The organism is Labrys sp. ALF-8, from assembly GCF_059699065.1.
On record NZ_AP048538.1, the window covers coordinates 1472003 to 1496767 of the forward strand.

The 24765-nt window shown below is 57.2% G+C and carries 28 protein-coding genes and 1 pseudogene; 25 read left to right on the forward strand and 4 right to left on the reverse strand.

Features of this window, described 5'->3' with window-relative positions:
- Positions 1-1053: 1053 nt before the first annotated feature.
- Positions 1054-3663 carry a virulence-associated E family protein gene (locus AC6H34_RS27055; protein WP_497540888.1) on the reverse strand — a complete coding sequence of 870 codons (2610 nt, stop codon included), beginning with the start codon at positions 3661-3663 and terminating at the stop codon, positions 1054-1056.
- 88 nt (positions 3664-3751) lie between these two features.
- Entirely contained in the window at positions 3752-4087 is a 336-nt protein-coding gene (locus AC6H34_RS27060) for a hypothetical protein (RefSeq protein WP_497540889.1), read from the reverse strand.
- Between the two features lie 146 nt (positions 4088-4233).
- On the opposite strand from AC6H34_RS27060, the gene AC6H34_RS27065 reads away from it, so the two are divergent.
- The 23 genes from AC6H34_RS27065 to AC6H34_RS27175 all read left to right on the forward strand — a co-directional run bounded on the left by AC6H34_RS27065 (position 4234) and on the right by AC6H34_RS27175 (position 20922).
- A complete protein-coding gene (locus AC6H34_RS27065; protein ID WP_497540890.1) occupies positions 4234-4683 on the forward strand; it encodes a hypothetical protein in 450 nt (149 codons plus the stop codon).
- Between the two features lie 399 nt (positions 4684-5082).
- On the forward strand, positions 5083-5298 hold the full coding sequence (locus AC6H34_RS27070; protein WP_497540891.1) for a hypothetical protein: 216 nt from the start codon (positions 5083-5085) through the stop codon (positions 5296-5298).
- Between the two features lie 236 nt (positions 5299-5534).
- Entirely contained in the window at positions 5535-5963 is a 429-nt protein-coding gene (locus tag AC6H34_RS27075) for a hypothetical protein (protein WP_497540892.1), read from the forward strand.
- Positions 5930-7180 carry a DUF2800 domain-containing protein gene (locus tag AC6H34_RS27080; RefSeq protein WP_497540893.1) on the forward strand — a complete coding sequence of 417 codons (1251 nt, stop codon included), beginning with the start codon at positions 5930-5932 and terminating at the stop codon, positions 7178-7180. Before AC6H34_RS27075 ends, AC6H34_RS27080 begins: the two co-directional genes overlap by 34 nt.
- Positions 7181-7197: 17 nt before the next feature.
- A complete protein-coding gene (locus tag AC6H34_RS27085) occupies positions 7198-7917 on the forward strand; it encodes an ssDNA-binding protein (RefSeq protein WP_497540894.1) in 720 nt (239 codons plus the stop codon).
- Between the two features lie 74 nt (positions 7918-7991).
- Entirely contained in the window at positions 7992-8288 is a 297-nt protein-coding gene (locus AC6H34_RS27090) for a hypothetical protein (protein WP_497540895.1), read from the forward strand.
- Positions 8289-8299: 11 nt separating this feature from the next.
- A complete protein-coding gene (locus tag AC6H34_RS27095) occupies positions 8300-10267 on the forward strand; it encodes a hypothetical protein (protein ID WP_497540896.1) in 1968 nt (655 codons plus the stop codon).
- 56 nt (positions 10268-10323) lie between these two features.
- Positions 10324-10788 carry a hypothetical protein gene (locus tag AC6H34_RS27100; RefSeq protein WP_497540897.1) on the forward strand — a complete coding sequence of 155 codons (465 nt, stop codon included), beginning with the start codon at positions 10324-10326 and terminating at the stop codon, positions 10786-10788.
- Complete coding sequence (locus AC6H34_RS27105; protein ID WP_497540898.1) at positions 10785-12134, forward strand: DNA cytosine methyltransferase; 1350 nt, start codon at positions 10785-10787, stop codon at positions 12132-12134. Before AC6H34_RS27100 ends, AC6H34_RS27105 begins: the two co-directional genes overlap by 4 nt.
- Before the next feature lie 79 nt (positions 12135-12213).
- Positions 12214-12384, forward strand: coding sequence for a hypothetical protein (locus tag AC6H34_RS27110; RefSeq protein ID WP_497540899.1), 171 nt, complete (start codon positions 12214-12216; stop codon positions 12382-12384).
- On the forward strand, positions 12381-12632 hold the full coding sequence (locus AC6H34_RS27115) for a hypothetical protein (RefSeq protein ID WP_497540900.1): 252 nt from the start codon (positions 12381-12383) through the stop codon (positions 12630-12632). The genes AC6H34_RS27110 and AC6H34_RS27115 overlap by 4 nt, the downstream gene beginning before the upstream one ends.
- On the forward strand, positions 12623-12892 hold the full coding sequence (locus AC6H34_RS27120) for a PDDEXK family nuclease (protein WP_497540901.1): 270 nt from the start codon (positions 12623-12625) through the stop codon (positions 12890-12892). The genes AC6H34_RS27115 and AC6H34_RS27120 overlap by 10 nt, the downstream gene beginning before the upstream one ends.
- Before the next feature lie 7 nt (positions 12893-12899).
- Positions 12900-14471 carry an SNF2-related protein gene (locus AC6H34_RS27125; protein WP_497540902.1) on the forward strand — a complete coding sequence of 524 codons (1572 nt, stop codon included), beginning with the start codon at positions 12900-12902 and terminating at the stop codon, positions 14469-14471.
- 143 nt (positions 14472-14614) lie between these two features.
- Positions 14615-15298 carry a helix-turn-helix domain-containing protein gene (locus AC6H34_RS27130; protein WP_497540903.1) on the forward strand — a complete coding sequence of 228 codons (684 nt, stop codon included), beginning with the start codon at positions 14615-14617 and terminating at the stop codon, positions 15296-15298.
- Positions 15299-15360: 62 nt separating this feature from the next.
- Positions 15361-16065 carry a DUF7168 domain-containing protein gene (locus AC6H34_RS27135; protein ID WP_497540904.1) on the forward strand — a complete coding sequence of 235 codons (705 nt, stop codon included), beginning with the start codon at positions 15361-15363 and terminating at the stop codon, positions 16063-16065.
- Positions 16062-16262 (forward strand): hypothetical protein, encoded by a 201-nt coding sequence (locus AC6H34_RS27140; RefSeq protein WP_497540905.1) that lies wholly within the window; start codon positions 16062-16064, stop codon positions 16260-16262. The genes AC6H34_RS27135 and AC6H34_RS27140 overlap by 4 nt, the downstream gene beginning before the upstream one ends.
- 3 nt (positions 16263-16265) lie before the next feature.
- Positions 16266-16487, forward strand: coding sequence for a hypothetical protein (locus AC6H34_RS27145; RefSeq protein ID WP_497540906.1), 222 nt, complete (start codon positions 16266-16268; stop codon positions 16485-16487).
- A complete protein-coding gene (locus tag AC6H34_RS27150; RefSeq protein WP_497540907.1) occupies positions 16484-16936 on the forward strand; it encodes a hypothetical protein in 453 nt (150 codons plus the stop codon). The genes AC6H34_RS27145 and AC6H34_RS27150 overlap by 4 nt, the downstream gene beginning before the upstream one ends.
- Positions 16933-17187, forward strand: a complete 255-nt coding sequence (locus AC6H34_RS27155) for a hypothetical protein (RefSeq protein WP_497540908.1) — start codon at positions 16933-16935, stop codon at positions 17185-17187. Before AC6H34_RS27150 ends, AC6H34_RS27155 begins: the two co-directional genes overlap by 4 nt.
- A 54-nt stretch (positions 17188-17241) precedes the next feature.
- The gene (locus AC6H34_RS27160; protein ID WP_497540909.1) at positions 17242-17493 is read left to right on the forward strand and encodes a spike base protein, RCAP_Rcc01079 family; all 252 of its coding nucleotides are present in this window, start codon (positions 17242-17244) and stop codon (positions 17491-17493) included.
- A 2-nt stretch (positions 17494-17495) separates the two neighbouring features.
- Entirely contained in the window at positions 17496-19121 is a 1626-nt protein-coding gene (locus AC6H34_RS27165) for a hypothetical protein (RefSeq protein WP_497540910.1), read from the forward strand.
- A complete protein-coding gene (locus AC6H34_RS27170) occupies positions 19121-19384 on the forward strand; it encodes a hypothetical protein (protein WP_497540911.1) in 264 nt (87 codons plus the stop codon). Before AC6H34_RS27165 ends, AC6H34_RS27170 begins: the two co-directional genes overlap by 1 nt.
- A gap of 872 nt (positions 19385-20256) precedes the next feature.
- Complete coding sequence (locus AC6H34_RS27175; protein WP_497540912.1) at positions 20257-20922, forward strand: helix-turn-helix domain-containing protein; 666 nt, start codon at positions 20257-20259, stop codon at positions 20920-20922.
- A 96-nt stretch (positions 20923-21018) separates the two neighbouring features.
- Here the strand turns inward: AC6H34_RS27175 and AC6H34_RS27180 are convergent, their stop codons facing one another.
- Entirely contained in the window at positions 21019-21243 is a 225-nt protein-coding gene (locus AC6H34_RS27180) for a hypothetical protein (RefSeq protein ID WP_448147882.1), read from the reverse strand.
- A gap of 764 nt (positions 21244-22007) precedes the next feature.
- Here AC6H34_RS27180 and AC6H34_RS27185 point away from each other — a divergent pair.
- Complete coding sequence (locus AC6H34_RS27185; RefSeq protein WP_497540913.1) at positions 22008-22841, forward strand: helix-turn-helix domain-containing protein; 834 nt, start codon at positions 22008-22010, stop codon at positions 22839-22841.
- 326 nt (positions 22842-23167) lie between these two features.
- On the forward strand, positions 23168-24025 hold the full coding sequence (locus AC6H34_RS27190; protein WP_448147884.1) for a helix-turn-helix domain-containing protein: 858 nt from the start codon (positions 23168-23170) through the stop codon (positions 24023-24025).
- A 254-nt stretch (positions 24026-24279) separates the two neighbouring features.
- On the opposite strand, the pseudogene AC6H34_RS27195 reads toward AC6H34_RS27190, so the two are convergent.
- Positions 24280-24723: pseudogene (locus tag AC6H34_RS27195) on the reverse strand (DUF2155 domain-containing protein); the annotation flags it as partial.
- Positions 24724-24765: the final 42 nt, after the last annotated feature.

The window sequence follows — 24765 nt, forward strand, 5'->3', positions numbered from 1 at the left end:
CGTTGCACGACAAGCAAAGCATAATCCAAAGTGATTAGTCAACTATCAGTTGAGTATGATCGGAAGATAAATCGTTTCATTGGTTAGCGGCCTCGAGCAATGCGCGCTCGAGCATGGGCCATACCAAGGCCTCTAGCAGGGCCGGCACGTGCGGCCGTTCCATGCCTCGCTTGCGCCAGTAGGCAACACGATCGCTTTCCCTCTGCCTGTCCTGGACGGCATGGCGCCGTGCCTGCCTGTAGGCTGCAGTATGAGCCTTGTTAGCCTCGCGCCAAGCCTTGGCCCGTAGCCTCGCTGTATCCCGATTGTGTGTAGCCTTGCGCGCGTTCCTCACTGCAACGCATTGGACGCACAAGCGGCATGATCGATAGCGGCGAGTGCATCCACAATCATTGCATGGCCTACCCTCATAGAGCTCAATGCCTGGTTCACTCATAATGTACATGCCTTGTTAGTGGATTGAACAAGCGTTGGTTGATTGATGATTTGCATATGGTTCGCTCACAATGTCAATGCATATGGTTCGCTCAAGGTACTTCCGCGCATATGGTTCGGCCGGGGGGAGGCGCTGAGCCGGGGGTCGGCAGACTATTCCACATTTTTTGAATGTGAATTCAACTGCTAGTTGACCGCTGAGCCACTTTCAGAGCGAACCATATGCAGATTTTGCGATTTTGGAGGTGAAATCAGGCCGAAACTACAGAACCTACAAGCCGTGGCAGACTTTGTAGTCGTGCAAGCCGTTGATTTCGTTGAGGATCTACAGATACTACAAGAACTACAATTCCATATAACGGCGTCGTAGAAAGAGTCCGAGGCGATAGTTACGGATACGAAACGTTCAATGCAGGCACTCTGGACGCAGCCGTGTGGGGAAAACGCTGTAGTTTTGTAGTTTTCTGTAGTTTTTCGAAATACGCACGCGAAATCAACGGCTTGCACGACTACAAAACCGACTACAAAGTGAGGTGACTTTGTAGTTTTCTGTAGTTTCGGACCGACAAGGCTCTCCAAATGAAAACCCCCGGAGGTGATCCGGGGGTTGGGGCACATTCAAATGTCGCTTTCGGGACCGGGGATCGGTTCGATTGGATGTTGCCACGAACCTCGCCGTCGATAGATCCGCTGGTTGCCGTAGCCGCCAAATTTGCGGGAAGTCTTTTGTTCCCAACCGTGCATCATACGAAGCGACTGATTGATCGTTCTTGCTGCTACGCTGTTGTAGGTCGCCACGCTGCCGCCCAGAACCTCGCACCAAAGCTCAAGAGCGCAGGTCTCGGTACGCCAGAACTTCTGCGGCGTACCCGTGTCGTCGTCCATACCGTTCGATGCAGGGTCGTCCATCGGAGTGTCGAGCCAGTCTTCGAACTTGCCGACATAGGCATCCTCGGTCGTGGTCATGCGGCGGCTTTCCTGCATCACCTCTGCCTGCGATTTGGCGACTTCGTCGTCGAGGTAGAGCGGCAAGGTGCCCTTGGGTTGCTTTGCCCGCATCTCACGGTACATATGGACGGCCTCGGCCCATAGCTGGTCGACATTGCGTTCCAGCTTGGCGATGTCGATCTCACCTTGCTCGCAAACGACCGGCCAGAAGCGCCGGCCACCCGTTTGGTCACGCAAATACTCGTTGTCGTTGGTCGAGCCGATGAAGATGCACTGGCGCTTGAATTCCTTTGCCCGCCGATCATAGGACAGGCGCACCTTGTCCTTCCGGGCAGAGATGAACGCCTTGATTTCCTGGACCTCAGCCTTGCTGAAGCCTGAGAGTTCTGGAATCTCCATGATCCAGGCACCCTGCATCTGTTCGACAAGGGCCTTACGGTCATGGAGGTCGCCTTTGATTTCCACGAACCAGTGGCGAGCCAGGGTTTCGATGAAGGTAGACTTTCGCTTGCCCTGCAGGCCTTCCAGAATGGCAACGAAGTCGAACTTGTGCCCCGGCTCGAATACGCGGGTGACGGCACCAATCATCATGAGCCGCCCGATGGCCCGGGTATAGGCGACATCCTCGGCACCGAGATATTCGATGAAGAGGTGCTCGACCCGGGACCGGCCGTCCCATTTGACGCCGTCGAGGTAATCGCGAACCGGGTGGAACGCAAGTTTGGCGGCTGCAAGGTCAACACCGGCGCGCATATCGCGATCAGAGACCTTCAGCCCGTAACCCTTCTTCCCCTTCCCCGCCTCTGCTTCGATCAGCGCGCGGACACAGTTGTCGTGGCGATCGATCCAGAGGTCACCATTCACATGGTCGGTGATCGGCATCCGCGGGAGGAGCTTGTCTTTCGATTTGATCGGGTGTCGGGTGACGACTTCTTCGGCGAAGGCGTTCCACTCTATGCAGCCTTCCAGGCGCCGGTCGTTCTGGATGATGAGAGCGATGTTGGTGACCGTCGGTTTGACCGAGCCGTCCTTTTCGCGCTCGAGCTTGGTCATCCAGTCGGTTGATTTCTGGGGCCCCGGATCGGCGAGGATATCGTCTTCCTCTAGCTCGAACTCGTCGAACACTGACGGCGCCGACTTCGGCCGATCTTCCATGTCGTCGTAATCGTCGAACATGGCGTCGGCGTCGAATTGGTCTTTGACGAGCTCGCCCGCCACGCGCGACTCGTGACTGTACTCCTCCGACATCGCCTTGAAGGACGGCGCGGCCTTCGGTTGACCGTCATCTTCGCTAAAGCCGGCCTCGCGATCGAGATCGCCGAACTTATGGATGCGTACCAGGTCGAAGGCGTTGACCAGGCGTTCGCTGCAGGGGTCGGTGCCGTGGTTGGAGTAAAGGAAGAGGCCGCCGTCTTCGACGACCGCACCGTTGGCCCCGGAGCCCTTCTTATAGGTATAGCGAGGCTTGGCGGAATGATCGTCGCCGAGCTCGTAGACGTCCGGCAGGAAGGTCTTTATGGCCTCTGGAACGGTGTAGGCCCGGCAGAATGCTCCGACGATGCCGCGTTTTTGGTGTGGATGCTCGGCCTTCTTGACCGACGGACGCTTCATACCCCGCTTTTCAGAGTACGGAAGCTGCGTCCAATCCTGCCAGTTGCCGAAATCACGAAGGATCTTGTCGGGATTGACGAGCGCACCTTCGTTGCGAATCGTCTTGAACTCCCCGTCGCTGTTACGCGAGGGCCAATACATGATCTGCGCAACGCGGAAGGACACGTCGTCGACGGCATCCATGGCCTCGCTGACGGTCCCGAAAACCTTCGAGCCCAGAATGCGCGACACTGGCCCGTATTCTTCGGCGGTCAGGCGGCGTGTCAGCGGCAGGACGATGCGGTATTTCGGCTTTTCAGGCGTGTGCGAGCGCGTGGTGTATGCGAACCATTCGTAGCTGGCGAGCCCGCCAAGCCCGAATTCCAGGTCTTCGATCTGCCCAGGATTGGCGTCGTCGATGTCGAGGGTCACCAGCGTGCGCTCGAGCATGTTGTCGCGCTTGCGGATACCCTCCTTGACCGGCCCGCCAACGAATGCCCCGACGTCCTTCAGCTTTGACCTTCGATCCGGCGATGCGGCCTTGTATTGCTCGACCGTGTGGTCGTGATCGACCTCCACTTTGCTGAGACGCTCGATCAGGCGCGACCAGGTCCAGGTTACGTTCTTGGCTTTGCCGCGGTCGTTTCGTTGGACGGTCGCGAGGCGGATATCGAGGGTATCATGGGACATCAGATGCCCCCGAAAAGAGACGAGTTCGCTACCAGCACGGTCAAGCGCTCCGACAAAGACTAGAAATGGACCGGCGAAGACGTGCGATTCAGCCGACGAACGGCCACAAGTCCGCGATCGTCAGAGGCTTGAAGCCCTTGCCGCCACTCTTCTGAGTCTTCGAGAGATCGATGATCTGTTCGGCGCGCTGCGGTGTGATCTTCTGGTTACCGTCCAGCGACAGGATCTTGTAGATGTTCTGATAGGTGACCCCGAGCGCCTCGGCGAGCGTGTGGATATTGCAAACCGGAGGAGTGACGGTCCGGTCGCACATGTCCGGCAGGCCGCGACTCAGGATCTCGTGTAGTTCACCACGCATATGCCGGCGCCGCCCGTTCCGGCGCTTCGAGGCTTCGACAGGGGTCTTCACGGTCTGGGTGTTCAAGGGGAGGCTCCTCATAATGTGAGGCCAACCTACCTGTCATCGTAAAAGAAATCAACTGACAGTTGACTTCTCCAACAACGTGTGGTTTGAAAGGGGCGTCGCGGCGCTCCCGCCGCCCTTTTCACGCCCCGCAACAGGATATTTCCATGTCGCTCGAAGACGCCATCAACCGCAATTCCGATCTTCTCGAGAAGAACAACACCCTGCTCGAGCAGCTTGTCTCCAAGGCCAATGCCGCCGCTGCCGCGAAGGGTGCGGATGCCGGCGATAGCGACAAGCCGGCGACCCGCACGCGCAAGCCGAAGGAAGACAAGGCCGCCGAGACCGAGGCTTCCGGCAACACCGTCGCCACCGTGAAGCCGAAGGTCGGCGCATGGCTCGGCGAGTTCCCGAAGGACGATCCGGAGACCAAGCGTCGCGGCGCCGCTCTTCAGAAGGCCCTCGAGAAGATCGGCGAGAAGTCCATCAGCGGCATCACCGACCAGGCCAACATCGATCGCGTCGCCGCATGGATCGAGAAGCGTGTCGCCGAGGGTCGTGTCGAGCCCGAGTGGTCGCCCGAGGAAGCCTCCACCGGCGAAGACGACGACATCTGATCGGTGTCGCCTCCCTGCTTCGGCTGGGAGGCATTCCGGCGAGCCGTCGCACAGGAGATGTCTCTGCGGTGTCGGGACCGTGGCGTTCCCTCCCAAGGCGACGGCTCACCGGAATGCCCTCAAACAGGAGAATGACCATGAGCTACCGCGACAACGACAATTCCAAGAACAAGTCGACCGTCACTTACGTCCTGATCGGCGTCGGCATCATCGCCGTGGTTGCGCTCGGCTTTTACTTCTTCAGTTGAACCCTTCCCTCCCTGCTTCGGCGGGGAGGCATTCCGGCGAGCCGTCGTAGTCGGCGGGTTTTCCGTTCTAACGCCGTGCACGGCTAGGGAGACAGGTTCGTTTACCGGTGTCGACGGCTCCCCGGAATGCCCCGTAACCAGGAGACTACCAATGCGTATGAACGCGACCGAAACTGCTCGCCTGAAGGCCATTGCCGAGGGCAACGACACCTCAGGAAGTCTCGGCAAGAAGGCCCTCGGCGAGCTTCGCCTTTATGGCCTCGTCGAGATCGAAGGCGAGATCCGCAAGGGCGACCGGATCACCCGATACGGCCACGCCGTCATCACCGAAGCCGGCAAGCGCGTCCTGGCAAGCCTCGAGTCGTAAGCAGTGGCCCGCGTCCGATACCCATGCTCCGAGGAGGTGATCCTCGATGTCGTCAGACGGTTCGGACGCGGGCGACCAATGCGGACTTGGGTCATCGCAAGCTGTGTGCGTGACCTTCACCACGGCTACGACGTCGACACCAAATGGATGCGGGCCGCGTTGACCAGGATGGAACGTGCCGGCCGAGTGCGACGCGCGAAGGCGCCGCTGGATCCTCAGATCAACTGGATATTGCCATGAGCAAAGACCCAATCATGAAGCACTTCGATTACACGCATCTCCGCGAGCCGTTGCGCTCCGTGAGCCGAGGTGTTTGTGATCTGGCTCATGAGATGGACGAAAGTCTTCCAGACGGACCGGAGAAATCGGCCGGATTGCGACGTCTGCTTGAGGCAAAGGATTGTTTTGTACGCGCCAAGTTGGATGAGCCGAAGAAGACTGCTGCAGAACTAAAAGAACCACTCAAGCTGTGGTTGACCGAGTTTCCAAACGACGATCCGGAACAGCGTCGTCGCGTCGAACATCTCGTGGATTTCTTTAAGAGTATCGGTGCCGCAAAAATCTCCGACATCGAGGAGCGAGAACAGATCGACCAGTTGCACCGTTGGTTTGAGCAGCGGAAGGCCGAAGGTTGCTTGATCCCGCCGAAACCCTCCCTCCCATGACCGGACACGCTCGCCTCGGTCCGTCAGATTCCGGCAGATGGCTGAACTGTTCCGGCTCGGTCAACTTCACCGCCAATTATCCCAAGCAGAAGAACCAGTTCTATTCGGCCGAAGGGACGGTCGCACACACGATACGCGAGAACTGCCTCCGCTTCGGCCTCGACCCCTACGACTTCATCGGCACCAAGCACATCGAGGACGGCTTCGAGATCGTGGTCGACGAAGCGATGTGCGAGCACCTGCAACCGGGCATCGACGAGATCCTGGAATACGAAGGGGCGCTCTACGTCGAGGAGCAAGTGGACACGACCCCGTGGACCGGCTTGGACCCCGACGGCAATCGCCAGTTCGGCACGATCGATGCGGGGATCGTCGGCAAGAAGCTGATCGTACTGTCCGACCTGAAATACGGTATGGGTGTTGCTGTCGAGGCCGTCAAAAACACCCAACAGATGATCTACGCCTTAGCGTTCTGGAAGCAATTCGCCCGACACATCACCGACGCGACTGACTTCCTCATTATCATCGACCAGCCCCGCAACAGTGCTGGCGGCGGCTATTGGCGTGTGACGCTCGACGAGCTCAAGAAATTCGGCGAATACGTGCGCGAGCGAGCCGCTCTCACCCTCGATCCCAACGCGCCGCTGACCCCCGGGGAAAAGCAGTGTTCATGGTGTGACGCCGCCAACGTCCCGAACAGGCACGGCGGTTGTCCTACCCATCATCAGTGGATGGCGGACCAGATCGACATGAAGTTCGACGATGTCGACGACTGCGTCGATCTAGGCGTCGAGTGGAAGCCGCCCGCGATCAGCAGCCTGACGCCGGAGCGGCGCGGCCATATCGTGCGCGTGCGCAAGTCGATCGAGCGTTGGTTGGAGAAGCTCCACGCCGACACGATCGCCGATGCGCTGGCGAACCGCCCTACCCCGGGCCACAAGGTTGTCGAAGGACGGCACCCGCCGCGCAAGTGGCGCGACGACGCGACGGCCGAGGCATGGCTTGAGCAGCGCATTGACGCCGAGAAGATTTTCAACAGAAAGTTGATTTCACCCTCGCAGGGTGAGAAGATACTCGGGAAGGGGTATCCCCTTCCTCGGGCACTTGTCGAACACGGTCAGGCGAAGCCGACCCTGGTGCCCATCGAGGATGCTCGGAAGCCGTTGAAGACGGTCGACGAGAAGTTCGACGACATGGTGGATGACATGGACATCTAGGACACGAGGGACGGATTATGGCTGACGAAGTCAAACGGACGAATGTGGAAGTTAAGCTGAAGAATGTGCGGCTGTCGTACTGCAAGGTTTTCCGCGGCGAGCCGCGGCGCAACGACGACAAGAAAGTCATCGGGTGGAATTTTTCGACCAACGTCTTGTTGGATAAAAAGACCGATGCGGCCCAGATCGACCTTGTGAAAAAGGCAATGATCGAGGTTCGCGACGCAAAGTGGCCCGGTCAGAAGAAGCAGTTTCAGCCCGACAAGAAGTGCATGCGTGACGGCGATCTTGTGGACGACGACGGCGAAATCGTCGAGGTCTATAGCGGGTCGAAGGGGCAGATGTACATTTCGGCCAATCGTCCGGTCGAGATCGACGAGAATGGCAAACCTGTCGACAACCCCGTTCAAATCTGTGATCGAACCAAGGTTCGTGACCCTAAGACCGGCAAGATGGTTTTCCCCCGCCTCAAAGAGCGGGACGGCAAGATCTACAGCGGTTGCTATGCCAACGTGATCATCCGAGTCTACGCTTACGACGGCAAGGGCGAATATCCAGACCGCATCAGCGCCAGCCTAGAGGCCGTGCAGTTCATGGGCCACGGCGAGCGCTTCGGTGCCGGCCAGATTGATGCCGATTCGGCGTTCGATGACGAAGGGCCCGGCGAAGCTGACGACATGGACAGCCCGAGCACGTCGAAGAAGTCTGCTCCGGCCGACGACTACGACGACATTTGACCTAAATTTCAACTGACAGTTGATTTGCGACACTCTCGGCCTTCGGGCCGAGGGTTTTCCCAATGGAGGATCGAATGGCACCCCCGAAAATTCACGAAGTTCATACCCGCACGGCCACCGTTAAGTTCGAAGATCACGAGCTATTGCGTCTGCTGGCAAGAGAGGCTGGCGAAATCTCCGGAATGAAAAACGCCTTCATTAGCACCCGCGGCAACCGTGCAGAGCCGAAGGAAGGTCAGCCGGTGGCCGAAGTGCGTTGGCTCGAAGTCACGGAGGGAAGCCCGGCCTATAAGGTGGGTCTCGCTGTTGAGGTGAAGATCACCGAGACACTCGTCGACCAGGACATCTCCCCTTACGATATGCGCGATTAAGGCCTCGGCATATGTTGTTGCCGGACAACGTCGGGAGCCCCCTGCCCGAATACCTTAGCAATTCGACGGCGATCAGCAGCACGGGCAAGGATTACCTGTTCGTCGACATCGAGTGCTATCGCAACGTCTTCGGCATCGTTTTTCATCGCCTACGCGACGGTAAGGTGGTGGTTTTCGAGCAAAGCCACCGCTCGACGATCGATTGGGAGCGCGTCCGTCGACTGATGACGCGCAACACCATCGTGACCTTCAACGGGCAGTCATATGACGTCCCGCTCATCTTTCTGGGCATTGACGGTGCTACCTGTTCGGAACTGAAGGATGCGTCCGATCGCATCATCAATGAGCGTATCAAGTACTGGAAGGTCGAGCGCGAACTCGGCATCACGATCCCGGCCATCGACCACATCGACTGCTTCGACAACAACCCGAGCGTCGGAAAAGGGCTGAAAACCCTCAACGGCCGCCTGCATGGCAAGCGCATGCAGGATCTCCCATACGACCCCGACAGGATCCTCACCGACGACGAAATCGACAAGCTGATGGACTACTGCGCCAATGCCGACGTGCCGGCGACCGCGCTGCTGTTCCATCGTCTTCAGGAACCGATCAAGCTACGCGAGGCGATCGGCGACATCATCGGCATGGACGTCCGCAGCAAGTCGGACGCCCAGATCGGTGAGGCTATCGTCAAGAAGCGCGTCGAGGCGATCACCGGTCGCCGGATCAAGCGCCTGGACGATCACCCGTTCGAGTTCACCTATGCCGTGCCGGAGTGGATGCACTTCGAGACGCCGCAGTTGCAGGCGGTGCTCGAGACCGTGCGCAACACGACGTTTCGCATGGGCAACGGTGACAAGGTCGAGTTCCCGAAGTCGTTTGACGACATCGAGATCAAGATCGGCTCGTCGGAATACAAGCTTGGCATCGGCGGCCTCCACTCGAAGGAGTCTTGCCGTGCGCTGGAATCGGACGCCGAGTGGATCCTGGTCGATGCCGACGTGGCGTCCCAATATCCCTCGATCATCTCGAAGCTCGGCCTCTACCCCAAGGCCGTTGGCCCTGTCTTCCTCGACGTCTACCGCGGCATTATCGCCGATCGACTGAAGGCCAAGGACGCGAAGGACAAGGTCCGCGATCAGTCCGGGAAGATCGCGCTGAACGGCGTGTATGGGAAACTCGGCTCCTATTACAGCTTCCTGTTCGCCCCTCACCTCATGTTGGCCGTCACGCTCACCGGGCAGCTATCGCTCCTTATGCTGATCGAGCGCGCCGAGGCGGCCGGCATCAGCGTCATGTCGGGCAACACCGACGGCGTGGTTTTCAAGCTGAAGCGCAGCGAGCACGAAGGCGTCGACGGTGTCCGGCTGAAGGGCGGCAAGCTGAAGGAGATTACCGATTGGTGGGAGGCCGTCACGAGCTTCAAGTTGGAGTTTGCTGAGTACCGCGGATTCTACAATGCCAGCGTGAACGAATACCTCGCGATCAAGGCTGATGGAAAGGTCAAGTATAAGGGGAAGACGCTCGCCAACCCCTGGGCCGACAACGACTTCTACAACATGATGAAGAAGAACCCGACGATGAACATCTGTTCGGAGGCGGTCGGTAAATTCCTCCTGGACGGCACCCCGGTCGAAGAGACTATTCGGGCCAGCCGGGACATCACCAAGTTCGTCACGGTGGTGAACGTCACCGGTGGCGGCACCTGGCGCGGGGACTACCTCGGCAAAGTCGTACGGTACATTTGGGCCCACGGCGGCGAGCCCATCTATTACCGGAAGCCGCACCCCACGACTGGCAACTTCAAGAAGGTGTCGTTGACTGACGGGTGCCGGCCGATGATGGATCTCGAGGACGCGTGGCCCGACGATATCGACTACCGCGCCTATGTGAATGCCGCCTACAAGATCCTGAGAAACGTCGGATGGCGCGAGCAGACCTCACTCATGGAGCATTTTCTCCAATCCATAATCAACTAATGGTTGATTTATCTTTCTGTGAGCCTTAGATTTTCCCGACAAACGAGTTGCCCATCATGCAGAGCAAATATCACGTTCACCGCGACTATATTCGGCAATGCATCGCTGCCGGGCTTTCGTTTGGACACATATCGCGCGTGCTCGGCGTCGACCGCAAGCGGTTGCAGAACTATGCCGTGAAGAGCGGACTCAAGGTGCCGAAGCCTCGGCCGACGATCAAACAACATCGCGATCTCGTCGAGACGTTGCACAAGCAGGGTGTGAGCTCGGCCGACATTGCAGCGAAGATCGGCATGACCAGGAGCGCAGTTTGCACCTACATCCGTTCCGTCGGGCTGAGCAAGCACCCCAAACGAGGTGAGCCGCTCAGCAGATACCATGCCGAGATCGAGCGCATGGTCGATGTGGGGCTGGGGCCGAAGTACATATCGATCAAACTGTGCCTCAACTACGAGAGCACAAGGTCTTACCTCTCGAAGAACGGGCTGAGCAGACCTCGTGTCCCGAGGGCGGCAGCATGACCGCATATTACAACGAGTTCGACCCCTACGCCGCCCAATGGCTGCGCAACCTGATTGCCGACGGCCAGATCGCGCCGGGCATCGTTGACACGAGAGACATCCGCGATGTTCGACCTGATGAGCTTTTTGGCTTCCGACAATGGCATTTCTACGCCGGGATCGGTGGATGGTCATATGCCCTCAGGCTCGCCGGGTTCCCCGATGAGAGAGAGGTCTTCACCTTTTCCTGTCCATGCCAACCTTTCAGCGCGGCAGGCAAAGGAAAAGGGTTTGCTGACGAGCGGCACCTATGGCCAGCCACCCTCCATATCCTCCGAGCGCTCCGACCTGTTCTTGCTTATGGAGAGCAGGTTGCGAGCAAGGACGGCCTCACTTGGATCGACCTTGTACAAGCTGACATGGAAGGTGAGGGTTACGCCTTCAGGCCGTTCGATCTCTGCTCTGCGGGCATCGGCTCGCCGAACATCCGACAGCGACAGTACTTCGTCGGAGAGCGGCTGGCCGACTGCGATGGCGCGCGACAGCTTTCCGGCCCACACCGAGGAATACATCGCAGCGAAGAAGGCCCTCGGCCACGGAATGGCGAACCTGAACGATACGGTGCAGTTGGCGGGCTGGACAACTGCTGCTGCTCGGGATTGGAAGGACTCGGGAGCGGATCTAGCGGTTCGTCCGGACAACGGGAAGGAACGCCTCGACCAGTTGCCCCGACAGGCGAATTTGGCGGGATGGCCGACGGCAACGGTCGGAAATGCCACGGGATCGCAGGCGGCGAAGGATGCGAGTGCGACCGGCCGACGTCCGAACGGCTCGAAAGCGACAGTGGCCCTCAATCCTGTTGCCCAGCTTGCGGGTTGGCCGACGGCACATGCGAATGCGACTACGGGGCCCGGGGCGGAAGGTCGGGATGGCGGCCTGAACATCCAGACGGCAGCGGATCTAGCGGGTTGGAAGACGCCGCGCGCGAACGATCACAAGGGGTCGGTAGACACCACCACCACTCGACATCCGGGCGATTTCTACCTGCCGGAGCAGGCGGATTTAATGAGATGGTCGACGGAGGACGGCCCGGCCCGGTTAACGGCATCTGGCGAGATGCTGATTGGTTATTCTGCCGGGATGCCAAGTGGCGGCCAGTTGAATCCAGCACATTCCCGCTGGTTGATGGGTTATCCTTCAAGCTGGGATCGGGTAGCCCCTTTGAAGGCAAAGACCGCGCGGGAATGCTCAAAGGCTATGGGAACGCGATCAACCCGTGGGTCGCGGCGGAATTCATCGCGGCGCATCAGTGGGCGAGCTCCGTTGGAGATCCTGCTGACGATTCTCCTTTCGCCCACTTGCTTTGACTCTTAAATCAACCAATGGTGGATTATGCCGGTATACACTGTCTTCTGGAACTGCGGCGACGCCAGTGAGGGAACTCAAGTGGCGATTGCCGCCGACCCCAAGTCGCTCTGCGAACGTATGGTCGATCGACTGCCGATCTTCCTTGGCGGCGACGAACAAGCTGTCAGGGATCGGCTGACGGTCACGGTTTACCAGGGCTCGCATGCGAGGCGGCCCAAGACGGAAGCAGCTTACGAGATAACGCCATGACCGACGAACCGCATCTCATTCTCGCCGGCCGCAAGCTCAACGACGCCGGTCAGTGCTGCGGCAGGAAACCACTCGTATACAAACGCCCATTCCACCATTTCTGCACGCGGTGCTGCGCTTCTTTTGATGAGGACGGCAAGCAGATCACCAATTGGGCCTGGCAGCAGTCCGGTGACATCTTCAGGTCGACCTATCCCGACAATGACGGGCACGACTACGTCCGCTGGGCAAAGGTCAAATGCCAATGATCGAGGGGCCGGTCGAAAAAGAGGTGGTCCGGTTTGCCGAGAGCCGCGGATGGTACGTAAAGAAGCTGAAGTTCATCGGCGTGACCGGTGCCCCCGATCGCATTTTCATACGCAATTCACACGTTATTTTCGTGGAATTCAAGCGGCCAACAAAAGACGCAACGCTGCAGCAGGCACGACGGCACAATGAACTGCGGGCGGCCGGCGCCACGGTGTGGGTAATCAACGACATCGACAAAGGAAAGCACCTCTTTGCCTGATGCTTGCTTGCTCGAATTCTTGTTGGACGAGGTGCTTGATCTACCGTCGCATCTGAATGCCGCCGATCTGCCGGCAGACGATGCCCTTTGGTGTCATGCACTTGAGCTTTTGTTTCGTGACGTCCCTGCGAAGCTCGATATCATTCCCTCTCCCGCATTCAGCGAAGCGACGTTTCGATCATACCAGCGATATCTCGCCGACAAGATTGAGGAGATGCCTGCCCTGCTCGCAGCGGCAGAAATGAGCCTGGGCAAGACCGCATCCTCTCTCACCGGCGCAGTTCGTGTGCTGCGGCAGGATTCGCGAAATCGCATCCTGATCGTTGGGCCCCTTGAGGTCGCCAGGTCGACGTGGCCGGAGGAGATCGAGAAGTGGGAGCAATTCCGAGGGCTCACCTACACGGTGCTCGTCGGCGATGAGACCAAGCGTAAGAAGGCGCTCGCCATCGACGCTGACGTAACGATCATCAACAGAGAAAACCTCCCTTGGTTGCTGAAGGCCGTGGGCGGCAAAGGGTTCTGGCGGTGGAATATCCTCATCTATGACGAGTCGAGCAGGCTGAAGGGATGGAACAAGCGGACCAAGGGCGGCAAGAACGCCGGCAAGGGGACGAAAAAAGCCGCACCTTTGTCCAGCTTCGGCGTGCTGGCTCATGTCCGCAGCAAATTCATTCGCATCATTCTTCTCTCAGGCACGCCGAGCCCCAACGGGGTTATCGATCTGGGCGGCCAAGCGTTCATTCTCGACGGCGGGTTCAGGCTCGGCCAGACGAAGCAGGATTTCCTCGATCGGTGGTTCATCCAGGATCCCTACACCTACAAGGTTGAGGCCAAGGACGGCGCCAAGGGCGAGATCATGGAGCGCATGAAGGACGTGATGATCGGCTTGCGTGCCGAGGATTACGTCGATCTGCCGCCCCAGATATTCCACCCCGTAAAGGTCCAATTGCCAGTCAAGGCAATGCGGGAATACCGCGAGTTCAAAAAGACGCTCGTGGCCGAAGCTTACGACGTCGAAGCCGTATCCCGCGGCGTCCTCACAAACAAGCTCCTGCAGTTCTGCAACGGCTCGCTTTGGCGACCGATCCCGCACACTGACCCTCCCAAAAAGGAGGTGGTGCATGTCCACGACGCCAAGCTCGATGCACTCGAACGCATTATCGAGGAGGCGGCCGGACAGAATGTCCTGATCGCCTACAGCTACCGCTTCGACCTCGATCGTATCAAAAAGCGCTACCCGAACGCTGTGGTGTTCGACGAGGAGCCGAACTTCGTTAAACTGTGGAACGAAGGAAAAATCCAAATAGGGTTGGCTCACCCGGCGTCTATCGGGCACGGGCTCAATCTACAGTTCGGCGGTTACATACAAATCTGGTTCGGTCTGACATGGTCTCTTGAGTTGTGGGACCAGTTCAATCGTCGCCTCGCCCGCCCGGGGCAAACACACCATTCGGTTTTCATCTACATGATCATAGCGGAAGGTACCGTTGATGAGGCGGTCCTGGAAGCTCTCAGGCGCAAGGGCACAGAACAGGACGACATCACTCAAGCGGTTAGAGTCCAATTGCTCGCGGCATAATCTGAAAGCGGTAGCGGCAGGTTGATTCTTCAACCGTCCGTTTAATTTGACATGCGCAAATCATCGGCTTATTATTCAACCAACCGTTGAATAACAGAAGGAGATTTCTCGTGCCCCAAACGTCCGTTAAAAGGTCAATGCCCATGTCGAAGGAAAACCGCATTAAAGATCCGGAGTTCGCCGCTCGCCTACAAAAGGCGGTCGCAGCCCATCCCGCCGCCCCTGACGGTCACGGCCAACAAAAGTGGATCCACGACCGTTTGCAGGAGCGCCTGAACGTCAACGTTTCGCCCGAGGCTATCCGCAAGTGGTTTCATGGCGAGAGCCGCCCGAAGCCTGACATGATCGAGAACATCTCAAGGGTGCTCAACGTCGACGAAGCTTGGTTGTCGATCGGTTCCACACCTGTGGAAACCAAGGCTGAAGCCGTCGAGCGGAATGCGACCGCTTCCGGTGCGACCAACGCTTTGGCCGGTCTCATTCAGATGGCCGGTGGTCACATCTCGTTTCCGGACGCCGACGAACAGTTCGACATCCTCGCCATTATCAGCGGCAAGGCTCATCGGATCGAAGTCAAGGTCGCTTATAATGACCCGGCCGGCGTTGCAACCGTTGCAATTGCTCCGAACCACGAGCGGCGCACCGTCATCCTGATCGAGAAGACCGACTCACCTCTCTGCATCCGGGCATGGCGTATTCCGAACGAATTGATCGCCAACGAGGGCAACCATCGCGGCGGCCACATCGAACTCAAGGTTGAACACGATCGCCTGCGCGAGCTCGTGGATCTGATGGACATCAATGGCAAGGAGCCGAAGAAGCGTTAATCAACTCTCAGTTGACTATTCCATAGTGTTTGGATAGGGTGCTTCGAACATGAGGCCCCACCATGATCGACCAAGACAAGATCGCCGCTCGCATTCGCGCTCTGCTCGCGAAGACCGTCGAGAACGGCTGTACCGAAGATGAGGCAATTGCCGCCGCGGCCAAGGCCGCGGAGATGCTGGCCCGCTACAACCTCACGATCGATGAGGTGCAGATGCGGGAGAGCGCCTTCAAGAAGCATACGGAATATCACGAAGACCCCGTCGGCGAGCGCCTCTGGAAGGTGGCCGACGGCATTGCGCACCTCACCGGCGCTCGCTACTGGCAGTCGCGCAAGGGCGTGTGGCCGATCGAAATCACATTCTTCGGATTCGACCACGAGGTCGACGTTGCACGCTACCTTTTGGAGATCTGCGCCAGGGCGATGCGGCAGGAGTACAGGCGCCTCGAGCGCGGCGTGGCATTGTTGGTGCCAGCCGCTCGTCGCCGGCATGTCCTGCCCTTTCTGGATGGCATGGCCGACAGGCTCAGGCAGCGCATCCGAGCATTGAAGCCGCCAGCCCCGACAGGTACCGGTCTGATCGTGCTCCACGACGAGTTGGTAGCGCAGGCGATGAAGGATGCCGGTCTGAAGACAGAGAAGATGGATGCGCGTCGCAGCCGGGACTACGAGAAGTCCTACGGCGACGGTGTTGCGGCCGGTGACCGCGTCGGATTGAATGAGGGCCTGCGCGGGCCGACCGAGGGGTTGAGGAGGATTGGGCGATGACAGGCAATAACCAAATTGAATTTTATGCAAAGGCTATAAAGTTCCAAGAGTACCGTCGCACGATGGACCTTATCGAGCATAACAGAGGTTTGAAGCGCTTACGTTTCCTTCCTAGATTAGAGGCTAAGCGCGATGAACTGCTGTCTTGTTATCCTGATTTCCAAGAACACTACGAACGCTTAAAGGTCGAGAACTGAGCAATGAGCACCCTCGAAGACCTCATCGCCAAGTGCATCGAACGGAAGAACGGCGACAAGGAGTTCGCGCTCCACTATCTGGATGACGGCGACGAGGGTTGGCTCGCCCAGATCGGCAACCCCGTACGCATGGTTTTGCTCGGCGAGAGCGACGGTGAATATCGCGCACTCGGTCCGTCGGCGGTTGCGGCGGTGCAAAATCTCTTGAAGGAACTCGAACAATGACCGAGACCGTTTACGTCATCCAGTGGACTTACGGTGAGTACAGCGATCGCCGTGAAGGAATCGCAGGTATCGTGCGCGACGAGGAGATCGCCAAACAAACGGTCTTATATCTCCAGCGTGAGATGCAGCGCATTGGTCGCGAGTATCTCAAGTGGAGTGAGAGCGCACCACCCTATGACGAGGAGTTTGATGAAGGCCCACAACCTGACGGATATGATCAGTTGACGGCCGAAATTCCTGACAAATCCATCAGTACGCTAAGCACGCATCTCGAGGACATCCAGTATAGCTACAGCGCCATTGAGGTGAAGGACACCATCGTCGACAAACAGCTTCATATCGATCTGAAAACCAAGGGTGCGCATCCTGATCCTCAGACCGGTGCCGAAATGCGATCAAAGCTCGACGGTCCAGTTCGAACCACCATGCGTGAGTATTTCAACAAATGAATCTTCGTTGGGAAAAGCAGCCGCAGTACGGCAATATCGAGTCCTGGTGGGCCTATTCCGGTGATCTGATTGTCGGCATGGTTGGCAATCGGCAGGATGGCAGCTTCTGGTATAAACTCGACGCCGTTCATACGAGGTGGATCACCAAGGGGTATGGCGACGTAAAGTCGATCCGAGCGGCCAAACAGGCGGTCGAGCGCGCGTGGACCACTTGGCTGGACCAAGCTGCGCTTTCTCCACGCGTCGGTTGAAAATTCTACCGTAACATGCAATAGCTACCGCTACTTCCGTAGAGGAACCTAGCGATGGCCGCAGTTCGAGACTATTCCTACACAGCCGGTGCACCTGTTTCGTCCGGCGTAGCCGTCGTTCCAGATGACAACAACGACCTCGCATCTATGTCGAGGGTACTTTGGGTCGGCACGGCGGGCGATCTCAAGGTCACGTTGGCTGGCGGCTCCACCCTTGTTTACAAGAACGCCCAAGGCTGGATGCCGATGCGGGCCGTGAAGATTTTTGCGACAGGAACCACGGCCGCCGACATCGTGAGCCACTGACGATGTCGCGAGCCCCGTTCGGATTCAGCTTTGATTTCGCGATCCCCGTCGTTAATCGGCGCGCGGGCAAGATCTACGATCCGGATGCGTCAGCCCTCTTTTCCCGAATGACCGCACAGTTGTCGAAAGACGACAAGGCCGCGATCAATCAGTTCTTCGTCACAATGAAGTCCGATGGCACTTTCGGACAGTGCGACTGTATATACTTCAACGCTGGCTTCAATGCAGCAGATGGCCTCCTCAATTGGAGGCAGAACGCTTACAATCTAGACAACGGCTCTGCTATCCCGAATGTCTTCAAGACAAGGCGCGGGTACACTGGCGCAACCAACACGACCACCAGGCTTGACAGCGGATTCAATCCCACTACCGCCCCCGGTTGCAAGTACGCCCAGAACTCCGCTTTTATGGCCGTGTACATTCCTACAGTAATTGCCGGGACCAACAGGCCTCCTATCGGCTCGCAGACTACTGGTGGCAATCAGGCGCTGATCATCCCTCAGTATACCGATGGCAGTGTGTATGTGCGCATCAACAGCAATAACGCAGTGGGCGGCGGCGGCGCTGTAGCTTCTAGGGTCGGCCTAACAGCGGGCTCACGCGGTGGCGCCACTGATATGCGGGTATACAAGAATGGCGTTAAGCTAGCGACTAGCAACGCCGCATCTCTCGCATTGGCTAATCAGAACTTTTATGTTGGGGCAACCAACGTCGATGGGGCTGTTCAGGGTTCCGCTGACCAGATTAGCTTCGCGGCTTGGGGTGGAAACCTCACAGATGCTCAGCACGCCACCCTTAACACTGCAGTCACAACCTTCCTGAACTACCTTTGGGCCAAGTACGAGACTGAAACCTGGAACTACCTCGATCAGATTGCATCCGACGTTCAGTTGCAGACTGCTTACGGCTCCGCCAGCTACGCCGATTGGTATGACGCTGATTGGATTAAGCCGCTCAAGGCCACCGGCATTTGGCAGAGGGGAGACAAGTTCCACCTTCTTGCCAATTACGATGCGCAAGCAGCACAGAGAAATGCGATCAAGCCGCTTGGACCGTTGGCGCCTGTCAACGCGCCGATTTTCACAAGAGACCGCGGATACACAGGAAACGGTACAAGCTCTTACTTGACCGACGGTGTCCAGGCCGCCATTTCGATGGTCAATGGGAGCCAGAACAACAATAGTATCGGTGCGTACATAAATACTTCGCGTACAACAGGCAACAACACTTCTTGTGTTTGGGGCTCACACTCCGCGCACAATGTTTACCCTATGTTGACCGCCCCGTTAGTTCACAGGGCACGCACCTGTGACTCCGGTGTCGGACCTAACATTCCCATGGCTGTTGGTAACGCCAAGGGTTTCGCTCTAGGCAATCGCAGGGCCGCCAACTCAAATCGCTATATCAAGAACGGCGTTCTTGTACAGGATCCCGGCGAGGCGTCTGTCGGAGGTTTCACAACCCAAGTACATATGGCGTTAGCCTTGTCAAACGGGGCGGCTATACATTTTAGCACAGACCGGGTTGCCTTTGTCTGGTCGGGGGCGAGCCTGACCGACCAACAGGAAGTGGACTTTAATTCAATCGCGGTGAATGCACTCACCAAAATCGGAGCACAGGCAGCATAATGGCCGTTCAAGCTTTCTTCATTCTCGACCAGGATCAGGAAACGGCTGCAGAGGCATTGAATACGCCTGAAGCCATGGTTTTGGGGATTCCCATCAACAACCCCCTAGCCAACCAGCTAGGGCTTGGTACCCTCGTCGGGAAGTTCTTCGTCCCAGCACTGCTGATGAATGACCCGGCCTACACGGGGTTCTACGACTTTTTCGAGAGCTACCAGATCCACACGGTCGAGAGCGAGTTGCTGGTTCTACCGGTGATCATATAGTCTCGGGACGTCACCGACGTGCCTTCTAAGGGCCGCTGGGGCGGCCTTTTCCGCTTCCAAAAACAATTCCGGTTCTCAACCGTCACTTTGGGAGTAGGAATAGGAGTAAGTTCGAAAATCGAACTCAGAAACATATTTCAAGTCAACAACATAGGTCATTTTTGTAGAGAGCGCCGTCCGCACCAATTCGTCCTTGAAAATTGCGCGGCTTTCGCAATGCTCAAATTATACGATTTTGATATGCAAATTAATACCCAGAAGGATGAGTATTAATTTCAACATGTATATAAGTTAATATATTACTCAGAGGTACAGCAAGGACATTTAATCATTCAGTAAAATCATTATGACAGAATAAAAATTCTTCAGATCGATGGGCTGGCACTTTCTTTAAAATCATCGTACATAACGAGGGGGTGGAGTACTGTAGTGTTGTTGATGTGAATCATTTCCTTCGTTGGAATTCGTGAATCTCGGGAAGTGAACAAGTACTGTCCCGTCACTCCCGGCAGATCGCTCGTTTCGGCTGGCACGAGGTTACCGCTTAGGGGATCTGCGAAGGCTGCAGGCTTCGATGAAGGGAATGACAGGTCCAGGATCTCTTTGATCCAGATCACAATCTGCGTGCTCGAAGCCCCTACAGAATGGTCGGCACAACATTTCGGCAAGCAACCATGCCACTACGATTTGTACCGGATAGCTGGGGATCCAAGTTCAATTCGCACCTTGGCGCAGTCTCCCTCACCCAAACCGAGGCCGGGGCGATCACTCTCGCCCCGATCGACAACGTCTATGGCCTCATTCTCCTGACGCCGCAGCCGCAACGGATCATAGCCCTGGCAAGCAGCCGGAAGGCGGAGTTCGCCTCCCCGGTGGGAGCGTTCGAGATCATTCCCGCAAATACCGATTTTTCCGCACAATGGAATGTGGCGAAGACCAACATCATTCTCGGTGCGCCGAGAGGGGCTCTCCGGAGTCTGGCGGAGACGGACTTCGACAGATCGTTGCCGGATCTGCATCCGCCGGCCCCCGGTTCCCGCGACGACGAACTGCACCGGCTTGGCAAGCTCCTGCAACCCGCCCTGCAGTCGACCGACGGCATGAACGAGCTGTATCTGGACAGCCTCATGAATATCTATTGGATTCACGTCGTAAGAAAATATTCCTCCATTTCAGAAATACCCGAAGGCCGTTTCTCGTCGGGGCTATCTCCCCATGTCCTGAAGCGGATAAAGGACTATATGCACAGCAATTTGTCCCGGCGAATTTCCCTCGAGGAACTTGCCGCGATATCGAACCTGTCCCAGAGCCACTTCAGACGCTCGTTCAACCATGCTCTTGGCATGCCGCCGCATCAATATCTTCTTAAGCTGAGAATCGAGACGGCGGAGAGGTTGCTGGTGGAGACCGATACGCCGCTCGCACAGATTGCACGAAATTGCGGCTTTGCGAGCCAGAGCCACATCACGCGCGTCATGAAGCAATGGCGGGGCGCCACACCAGGGCTCATACGCGCGATGCAAAACGGCCGGGCTTGACGCCGTCAATCCGACGAGCATCCGCGCCGCACCACCTGGCGCAGCCTTTCATGCATAGGGCCGAGAGCCGAAGAAATCAGGACGCGGAACGTATCGTCACCGCATCAAGGCGAGAGGCGCGGGATTCAGCACAATGCGGCTCGCATCGGGTGGAGAAACGAAATACCCGGCCGCTGCCGAGACCAGCGTAGCTCCGACAAGAATGCCAACCGCGCAAATCGCGAAATTGAACCGCCGACCCTTGTCCGGCGGCGATATCAAAATCCCCCGTCGGCTCTCCATAAGATCCAACAGCGTTTCACTTCGCAGCATGTCTCTCATTCCAATCCTTCCCTAAGGAAAGATCTTGGCCGAGTTCCGATCTTCTCGACTGTGCGAAAGCGCACATATTAGGGAATGCTAAAGAAATAATGCACGAAATAGTATCATTCTTTCAATATATTATCTCATATTGCACAAACTGATCCCAAGGAAGTTGCTTGGAGAGCAATGACGCCCTCAAGGAAATAGAGATATCCGGGCATCCGTTCTCTCCCATCCCGGAATTTCGAAGAAAGAAGAGGGATCTGTCCCCGATTTTCGATGACGACTCATCATGCTCTCGGCGCGATTGACTTTGCGGCATATATGAGTGATCAGTCCGCACGTGCCTAAAAACTTTCGATTTTCATGCTCAAAGTTCCACCTCGGCTTTGCATATCGTCCGACAGCAGGCGCGGCGCCGTCTTCAGGAGCCATGGCGCCGCGCCGCGGATCGGTGAGCCCGGGCTTCAGAGTCTCCCATCTCGGCCTCTCACCGATGATGCCACTTTGGCAGCATGGTGCTCTGCAATTGGAAATATCGTCCACCGCTCTATGTGGTATCATATTAATGTCGAATATTGCACTTCCGATATCTGATAGCCTTCTGATCTCTTAGGCTATCTCACACGCCCAAACCGGGAAGATCTTCATGAACGTCACGGCGAATAGTACGTTCAAGGTCGCAAGACTCTTCTAAGTAACAATCGAAATTATACATTGAATCTCGAAAGCGTACGCTTTCGGGACGCATACCTCTTTGTGAACTTTCTAGAAGCGGAACGATGAAAAGCAAAGTTTACATGCAGAACTCGAATCAGATCGGGTATGCTTCCGACAGCGCAGGTGGCCTTGTCTCCGAAAGAGCGCCGCTCTGCCGAGAGGAAGACACGCATCTTGGCAATGCCCTCCCCGGCAAGGCAGACAGCATCTTTCTTGCCTCACGAAACACCGTGGAGGGCTTGTTGAGAGATGACAACCCCGCCCAAGCGGACATCAAGCTCCCATCCCTGGGTCAACCAGACGAATTTTTGCAATGGATTGAGAAGCTGCTCCACTCCGCCCTGGCGTCGCAGGGAGGCATGAATGAGCTCTATCTCAAGAGCCTCGCCAACGTCTATTGGATTTACGCTGCGCGAAAGCATCTCTCCATTTCGGAAACTCAGGGGCGGCGGCATTACGCAGGCTTACCGCCATACCTCCTGACAAGGGTGAAGGAATATATGAGTTCCAACATAGCCAACCGGGTTACGTTGGAAGAACTGGCCTCGATCGCAAATCTCTCCCCGAGCCATTTTCGTCGTGCCTTCCAGAAGACCGTAGGGGTCCCGCCACATCACTACCTCCTCAAGCTAAGGGTCGCGACAGCAGAAAGACTGCTCGTGGAAACCAAGTTTACCCTTTCGGAAATCGCACAGGGCTGCGGCTTTGCGAGCCAAAGTCACATCACCCGAGTCATGAAGCAGTTTTGCGGAGCCACTCCCGGGCAGATACGCCGAACACGCGCCAAGGCCTGGAATCACATGGAGACAGACAATCCGAGTCTCTCGCCCCTACTCTCATTGAATTACGACGCGGCGACACGGCAGGCTGCGCTTGCCTGCGGGCAGGCCGCGTAGTTTGCCCCTGCCTCGGCCGCGATGCAGGGGCATGTCGAGGTGGCTACCGCGATGCAGACGTCCAACTTTCACAAGGTAGGCCACATCGGCGAAAAACGAAGTGAGGCTACTTGCATCTGAAGGGTAGTGACATACGCATTCATACGTACTCTTATCGCATATCACCTAAAGTTAAATTACAAAATACGCCCCTCAATTTCACAAAACGATCGTTTTTCATCAAAGACACTGGCTTTCCAGCGGACAAGAATGTCCGTGCGTTATATTAGATCTCGTCCCAGCGCTCTTACGTCATGCTGTGGTCGCGAGGATTGTATAAAAACGAGATGCCGTTACGTTTTTTGCCGGAAAGCTGGGGGCGCGTATTCAATTTGAATCTTGGCGCTGTTTCGCTCACGCAGACCGATGCGGGAGCGATAAATATTGCTGCCACCAATAGCTACTACGGCCTGATCTTGTTGACGCCTCAACCTCACAGAATAACCGCTCTATCCGGCAACCGAAGGTTTGAATTCAGCGCACCGCCCGGAACTCTGGAAATAATACCCCCCAATTCGGATTTCTTCGCTCAATGGAATGTAACGCAAACGAGCCTTATATTCGGAGCACCTCGAAAATCCATTCAGGATCTTGCCGAAGCAGATTTCGACAGGTCCCCCACAGAATTGTATCCTCCCACGCCGGGCACGCGCGATGAGGTCGCCCATCGAATCGGAAAGCTTCTGCAACCCGCCCTGCTCTCACCCGATGGAATGAACGAGCTGTATCTCGACAGTCTCGCAAACATCTACTGGATACACCTGCTCCGGAATTACTCGTCCATTCCCGAAGCGCCCGAGGACCGGCGCTATTCGGGCCTGTCGCCGCACGTCTGGAGCAGGGTGGACGAGTATATGCGGGCAAACCTGGCCAATCGCATCACGCTCCAAGAACTCGCCGGGCTGTGTAACTTGTCCCAAAGCCACTTTCGCCGAGCCTTTCAGAAGACGGTCGGCATGCCGCCGCACCAGTATCTTCTCAAGCTGAGAATCGAAGCTGCGGAGCGCCTGCTGGTCGAAACGAATTTCTCGCTGTCGCTCATCGCGCAAAGCTGCGGCTTCGCGAGTCAAAGCCATATCACGCGCGTCATGAAGCAATGGCGCGGCACGACACCGGGACACATACGCAAGCTGCAGCTCAAATAGCTCGTAACCCCGGCGCAAATCCATCGGATCGCGATATTGCAGCGCCGATGATCCATGGAGATCGCAACGGCGCCATCGCCGCGCAGCGACGGCCCTCAATCCTGAGGAGCGTTCGGATCCATGGGCTGGTCGAAGAAGTCGCCATTACCGGTATCGGGAGGCGGGACACCGGCGTCGGGGGGCGGTGCCGTGTCATCGACAGGCGGTTTGCCTTTCTTGCTCTTGCCGGGCTTGGCGGGGGCATTGGCGACGACGGGAGGAGGCGTTTCCGTGCCCTTGCCTCCCTTGCAATCGTTGAGCCAGACGTCATAGACGGGGTGCTCGACACCGTTCAGGCCGGGGCTGGCGGCAAACATCCAGCCATTGAACAATCGCTCGACCTTCTTGTTGAGCGTGAGCTCATCGATCTCCACGAAACTCGTGGTCTGCGGGTCCTCGCTGGCCGAACGCGAGTAGCACACGCGCGGAGTGACGCTGAGCGCACCGAACTTCACCGTCTGGCCGACGGGCACCTCGAACGTGCTGATCTCCCCGGAAATCTTGTCGAGACCGGTGAATACGGCCGTCGGATTCGAGATGCGCTCCGCGCGAGCCTGGTTCACCCCGGCACCGGCGAGCAGGCCGGCCAGCGCCAGTCCCGCCAGAAGGCAGCGCACATGGCTTTGCGGAGATGATGAAGCGAGAAGACTCAAGAGCAAACGGGTCCGTGTCCTAGGGGCGCAATGGGAAATACTGCCCCA

What these genes read in the sequence shown, in the direction of transcription:
- AC6H34_RS27105 (WP_497540898.1), top strand. Translation starts at nt 10,785, where the DNA reads ATGACCGCATATTACAACGAGTTCGACCCCTACGCCGCCCAATGGCTG.
- AC6H34_RS27150 (WP_497540907.1), top strand. Translation starts at nt 16,484, where the DNA reads ATGACCGAGACCGTTTACGTCATCCAGTGGACTTACGGTGAGTACAGC.
- AC6H34_RS27170 (WP_497540911.1), top strand. Translation starts at nt 19,121, where the DNA reads ATGGCCGTTCAAGCTTTCTTCATTCTCGACCAGGATCAGGAAACGGCT.
- AC6H34_RS27095 (WP_497540896.1), top strand. Translation starts at nt 8,300, where the DNA reads ATGTTGTTGCCGGACAACGTCGGGAGCCCCCTGCCCGAATACCTTAGC.
- AC6H34_RS27100 (WP_497540897.1), top strand. Translation starts at nt 10,324, where the DNA reads ATGCAGAGCAAATATCACGTTCACCGCGACTATATTCGGCAATGCATC.
- AC6H34_RS27160 (WP_497540909.1), top strand. Translation starts at nt 17,242, where the DNA reads ATGGCCGCAGTTCGAGACTATTCCTACACAGCCGGTGCACCTGTTTCG.
- AC6H34_RS27130 (WP_497540903.1), top strand. Translation starts at nt 14,615, where the DNA reads ATGTCGAAGGAAAACCGCATTAAAGATCCGGAGTTCGCCGCTCGCCTA.
- AC6H34_RS27090 (WP_497540895.1), top strand. Translation starts at nt 7,992, where the DNA reads ATGGCACCCCCGAAAATTCACGAAGTTCATACCCGCACGGCCACCGTT.
- AC6H34_RS27155 (WP_497540908.1), top strand. Translation starts at nt 16,933, where the DNA reads ATGAATCTTCGTTGGGAAAAGCAGCCGCAGTACGGCAATATCGAGTCC.
- AC6H34_RS27070 (WP_497540891.1), top strand. Translation starts at nt 5,083, where the DNA reads ATGCGTATGAACGCGACCGAAACTGCTCGCCTGAAGGCCATTGCCGAG.
- AC6H34_RS27065 (WP_497540890.1), top strand. Translation starts at nt 4,234, where the DNA reads ATGTCGCTCGAAGACGCCATCAACCGCAATTCCGATCTTCTCGAGAAG.
- AC6H34_RS27075 (WP_497540892.1), top strand. Translation starts at nt 5,535, where the DNA reads ATGAGCAAAGACCCAATCATGAAGCACTTCGATTACACGCATCTCCGC.
- AC6H34_RS27115 (WP_497540900.1), top strand. Translation starts at nt 12,381, where the DNA reads ATGACCGACGAACCGCATCTCATTCTCGCCGGCCGCAAGCTCAACGAC.
- AC6H34_RS27140 (WP_497540905.1), top strand. Translation starts at nt 16,062, where the DNA reads ATGACAGGCAATAACCAAATTGAATTTTATGCAAAGGCTATAAAGTTC.
- AC6H34_RS27120 (WP_497540901.1), top strand. Translation starts at nt 12,623, where the DNA reads ATGCCAATGATCGAGGGGCCGGTCGAAAAAGAGGTGGTCCGGTTTGCC.
- AC6H34_RS27055 (WP_497540888.1), bottom strand. Translation starts at nt 3,663, where the DNA reads ATGTCCCATGATACCCTCGATATCCGCCTCGCGACCGTCCAACGAAAC.
- AC6H34_RS27085 (WP_497540894.1), top strand. Translation starts at nt 7,198, where the DNA reads ATGGCTGACGAAGTCAAACGGACGAATGTGGAAGTTAAGCTGAAGAAT.
- AC6H34_RS27185 (WP_497540913.1), top strand. Translation starts at nt 22,008, where the DNA reads ATGAAAAGCAAAGTTTACATGCAGAACTCGAATCAGATCGGGTATGCT.
- AC6H34_RS27135 (WP_497540904.1), top strand. Translation starts at nt 15,361, where the DNA reads ATGATCGACCAAGACAAGATCGCCGCTCGCATTCGCGCTCTGCTCGCG.
- AC6H34_RS27165 (WP_497540910.1), top strand. Translation starts at nt 17,496, where the DNA reads ATGTCGCGAGCCCCGTTCGGATTCAGCTTTGATTTCGCGATCCCCGTC.
- AC6H34_RS27145 (WP_497540906.1), top strand. Translation starts at nt 16,266, where the DNA reads ATGAGCACCCTCGAAGACCTCATCGCCAAGTGCATCGAACGGAAGAAC.
- AC6H34_RS27190 (WP_448147884.1), top strand. Translation starts at nt 23,168, where the DNA reads ATGCCGTTACGTTTTTTGCCGGAAAGCTGGGGGCGCGTATTCAATTTG.
- AC6H34_RS27180 (WP_448147882.1), bottom strand. Translation starts at nt 21,243, where the DNA reads ATGAGAGACATGCTGCGAAGTGAAACGCTGTTGGATCTTATGGAGAGC.